This is a genomic window from Psychrobacter sp., assembly GCF_018260395.1.
Lineage (GTDB): Bacteria > Pseudomonadota > Gammaproteobacteria > Pseudomonadales > Moraxellaceae > Psychrobacter.
In genome coordinates, this window is the sequence record NZ_JAGLBC010000166.1 from 1 (window position 1) to 4,711 (window position 4,711).

The window sequence follows — 4,711 nt, forward strand, 5'->3', positions numbered from 1 at the left end:
CCAACAGTAGCGCCTGTATTTCCACCGGTAGCTCCGGTATCACCTGCATTATTAGGACTAGTTGGAATATCTGAAGGCGCTGAATAATAGGACTTAGAATCTTCTGATCCACATGAGGAAAGGATCACAGTAGTTAGAATAACTACGCTAGCTTTTAAAGGTGTTTTTAGTTTTTTTGCAGTAGTTAAGTTTCTTGCAGTTGATAGGGCTGAGCGATTCAATATTGAATGACTGATAGGTGACATTCGTCTTCCTCCATGAAGATATATAATAATCCATTAATACATTACAGTTAAAATAATAAACTGGTTAATTATAGATAAACAAAATCGATAACAAAAGTCAATTAAATTCACTTAACATAAATTTCTTGTTACACTAAAATTTTTAGATATCTAAGAACTAAATGTTAGATAGTTATTTATGGAACTGACCTGCAAAATTTAAATTTATAGGGTACAGTTCCTTATTTGAGCTATATTTATCATAAAAATCAATAATTAGCTTAAAGCATTTTTATTTCTTTTTGGCACCAAAAGTACCTTGGGCGTTATCAGTTGTATAGATTCCACCTAAGAACTGAGCATCGCCACCATAAAACCCACCTTCTACACTAGTACCTGAAAATTTATTACCAGAAATATTGGCAGATATACCAATACTTCCAGCTTGATTAAATTTAAGTGACCCATCAACCTTTTTCGCAGCAAAATCTGCATTGAATTCAGAAGAACCAAATTCTATTGCATTACCGATACCAAGTTGACGGTAAGTTGCATCGCCCATATAAGCTGCTGTACCTTCAGTAGGCATGTTCTCTACTTTTGTAGCATTCCCAATAACAGCAACGCCATTAACTGGTAATTCGATACCACTAAAGATTGCTTTTCCATCAATGTGACCTATTCGCATTACAGTATCAAAGTCTTTATACACTGAAGAATATGTTAAAGGTAATTTCTGACCTAAAGCTGCCACTTCTGCGCTATCACTGTGATTTTTAAAACCATTAGTAGTAGATGAGTCACCTGATGCCGAGGTAGTAAGTGTCAATTTTCCTAATAAATTATTTGATGCGATGTCAGCGCGAGCAACAACGTCATTATTGCTAGCTGTGAAATCGCGAGTAGTGGTTTTGAATACCTGGTTTAACGGTTTAACGTTTACATTTAAAGTTTGAGCACCTGTTTTAGCAGATTCTGGTGAATTCGAAGATTGACTCGAAGGTACTGCAGGATTAGAAGGTGATGTAGGTGAAGTTGGAACTGTAGAACCACCTTTCGTAGCCGCAAATGTACCTTGTGCTACGGCACTATTATATATACCACCTAAATACTTAGCATCAACACCGTAGAATCCACCTTCGGTTTTATCACCAGAGAATTTATTACCAGAAATAGCAGCTGACAAACTAAGGTCGCCAGCTTTACTAAATTTGAGTTTGCCATCAAGCTTCTTGGCTGCGAAGTCGGCAGTAAGTTCAGATTTTCCAAATTCAATCTCATTACCAATACCCAGTTTACGAAGAGTTGCGTCACCTGAATAATCTGCTTTACCCTCAGTAGGTATATTTTCAGCTTTAGTAGCATTACCTGTAACTGCAACGCCATTTACTGGGATTTCCTTTCCATTAAGGTTTGCAACTCCGTCGATATGACCAATGTTCATAACGTCATTGTAGCTCTTATAGACCGACGTGTATTGAAGTGGCAGATTACCTAAGGCAGTTGGAATAATAGTATTGTCATTATGGCTTTTAAATCCATTAGATACCTGTGTATCACTTGAACCTGAGATTATAACTTCTACTTTAGGTAATAAATTATTAGAGGCTATATCAGCACGCGCCGTAACTTTATCATTTGCAATAGTAAAATCACGCGTTGTTGCTACGAAATCTTGAAGACCTGCTACCGATGTACCTATATTAATTGCTTGTACGCCTGATTTAGTAGCTTCTGGTGCAGTAGTAGGATTGTTGTCATCTCCACCACTTTCAGGATTAGTTGTACCAGGCACTTCCACTGTCTTTACATCGCTAGCACGAGTACCAGCTGGATAATAAGCTTCTACTTGTATCGTCTCACCTTTAGTTAGCGGCTTACTAAAAGTAACTAAGAATTTACCACTTGCATCTGCAACGGCTGATCCAATTTCTTTGTTTGTACTGTCTTTAATTTTGACAGTATTATTAGGCTCAACTGTACCGCTAAGTTTAGTATCAGCTTCTATCAGCTTTATCTCAGTTGGTGTTTTGGGCTTGTATATAATAGTTGACGACACATTATCCACGTTATTAGACCATGTATTGTCAGTGCCACAAGCTGCTATCATCAGTGTTGAGATAAGTATTACACTGGTTTTAAGTGGGCTGCTTATCGAATTATGATTGATATAGGTCGTAATTGAATTGTCTTTAGTTGACATTTGACTTCCTCCATGAAGTTTTTTGATTTTACATTGATAAGATTTAAAAGTTGTAAAAGTTCAAGGGTATTGAATTTGATAAATAGAAAGTTGATCTAAAAAATATTTAGTATTAGCTTGGAAATTTTTTAAAGTTATAACCTTCGAAAATTAGCCAGCATTAGCGTGACTAACAATACTAGTCTTTAAATGAGCGTAATTAATTGCGGTATAACTATTATCATTTGAGTAATCTTTAATGCACTGTAAAAAGCGGTATATACCAGTAGAATGAGATAATGAAATAAATAAAAGCGAGATAAGATCAGGTGTGAGCTTAAAGAAAGGACGTTTTTGTGGCATTTGAAATCCTCCATGATATATGTATTTGATACGCCTTAATTATGCATTGATGCTATTTAATTAAAAGATATCAGGCAATCCTGTGCCAAAGCTACTAGAAAATATACTCGATAATGAAAGAGAGTTAAGTTTTAGTTAAGCTTTTAAATATCATAGTGAAACTTGTTAAAGATAGCAACTAGTGATTTAAGAATTTATTAATGTAAAAAAGTAGCCAAAAGGCTACTTTTTTTTAAAATTTCATAATAAAGTAATCAAGTTAGTTATAACTAGATACTATTAACAATGTTAGTAATCATACTATTAAAAAGTTCTGTTAACGTTATCATTTTTATAGAGTGGCTTGTCTAAATTTAATTGTCTTAGATTACTTGTCTTGGTATGAAAGCTTAACGCCTACTACATAGCCATCATTATTCTCGAAGTTTGAAACAATACTTCCTGAAGGCAACACACCTTTAGCATCTCCAAACTTTAAGTATTTTCCGCCAGCAGAAACTGCCCAGTTTTTTGTTACATTATATTTGGCACCTAAACCTACGCTGTAATAACCTTCAACAGGTCCTAATGAAGATACTGGATTGCCAGCCCCACTGTCCCACCCTACTGTGCCCGAAATAGCTAGGTTATCAGCAACTTTCTTGGCTAAGCCTAACTCTACCCACCACTCATCATCAGAATAAGTCACCAGTGGACCTTTAGAAACAGCAGTATATTGTGGAGGAACAATCGAAAAGTTACTCCAAGGTACATAACGGACTTTAGCTGTAGCTAAGGTGGTTGGGTTAAGACCAGTTTGAAAATCAAAGTTATATGACTCAGGCGTGGTAACGTCTATCTTACTAGGCTGACTTTGTCCAAATACTCGCTCACTACCTTTAAACTCATGTGCTATATCTGAACGATAAGTTAATGCTGCTTTTAAACCAATTTGAGGTTTGGTATAAGCAACTCCAGCTAACCAACCTGTTTCATAATCTGAATTTAAAATGGCATCATAACCGTTAAAAGGACCATAAGCGACACCACGAATTTCTAGCTCAGCCTCTGCTTTTTGAACAACAGGACCTGCATAGACTTGCAAGTTCTTAGTGTCGCCAAATTTAACACCTAATATCGTACTTAAGTTATAAGTACGTACACTTACGTCAGTACCCTCGCCAGCAGTTGTTTTGCTTGCAGCTAATGCGCTTCCTTTTTATAAAGAAACATCACGTGCAGTGGCTATTCCTGCTGCTACAGCTTTTTCAAGACCATTAGCACCTGGCAAATTTGGGTTTGCTGCACCAGCAGCGTTACCAGCTGCTGTAATTTGAGCCAACTTAGTTGAAAATCCAGCCGCATCTTGTGGTCCATTTGATACAAAATTACTTTTATCTCTATAAGCAGCCTCTGCGCCAAAAGGCTCATCATATAAGACACCTACACTAAAAGTATCATTGACGTCAGCTTTTACGCCATAACGGAAGAAATCATAGGAATCGGCAATATCACCTGTTTTATTACCTGCATTGTCAACACCACTAACATCTGCATCAATATAGGTATAGACAGCCTCAGCGTATGTACCATCTTGTAGAAAAGCACTAGTATCTTGTCCAGAGCGATCAAGAGCGGCAGAGTGAGATAAGGAAGCTAAAGGTAGGGTCATTAAAGCAAGGGTAAGCTTAGAGATAGGAAACTTATGTAACATATTGAGAATTCTCCATGAAAGTTATTGGCCCCATATTATCAATTTAAAGATAAAGATGAAAGTCGCAGGCATTCCTGTGCCGAAGGTTTACGTATTCATAACATACTATCAAAATATATTAATCATCTGTAAAAATACGTAATTGGTGTAATAATATTAGTGAAATTAACTCTTTATAGCAACACTTGTTTTAGAAATCTTAGATTAACACATGAAGTGCAATATCAAATGACAGGTGAAAAAAAGACC

The 4,711-nt window shown here is 36.3% G+C and carries 3 protein-coding genes and 1 pseudogene; all 4 read right to left on the reverse strand.

Features of this window, described 5'->3' with window-relative positions; translation table 11 throughout:
• The coding region (locus QZ265_RS09865) for a hypothetical protein (protein ID WP_296405753.1) at window positions 1–245 on the reverse strand (245 nt) is incomplete at its 3' end.
• 271 nt (window positions 246–516) lie between these two features.
• Window positions 517–2,427 (reverse strand): transferrin-binding protein-like solute binding protein, encoded by a 1,911-nt coding sequence (locus tag QZ265_RS09870; RefSeq protein ID WP_296405756.1) that lies wholly within the window; start codon window positions 2,425–2,427, stop codon window positions 517–519.
• A gap of 150 nt (window positions 2,428–2,577) precedes the next feature.
• A complete protein-coding gene (locus tag QZ265_RS09875) occupies window positions 2,578–2,769 on the reverse strand; it encodes a hypothetical protein (protein WP_296405759.1) in 192 nt (63 codons plus the stop codon).
• A 367-nt stretch (window positions 2,770–3,136) separates the two neighbouring features.
• Window positions 3,137–4,462, reverse strand: a pseudogene (locus tag QZ265_RS09880) (outer membrane protein transport protein).
• Window positions 4,463–4,711: the final 249 nt, after the last annotated feature.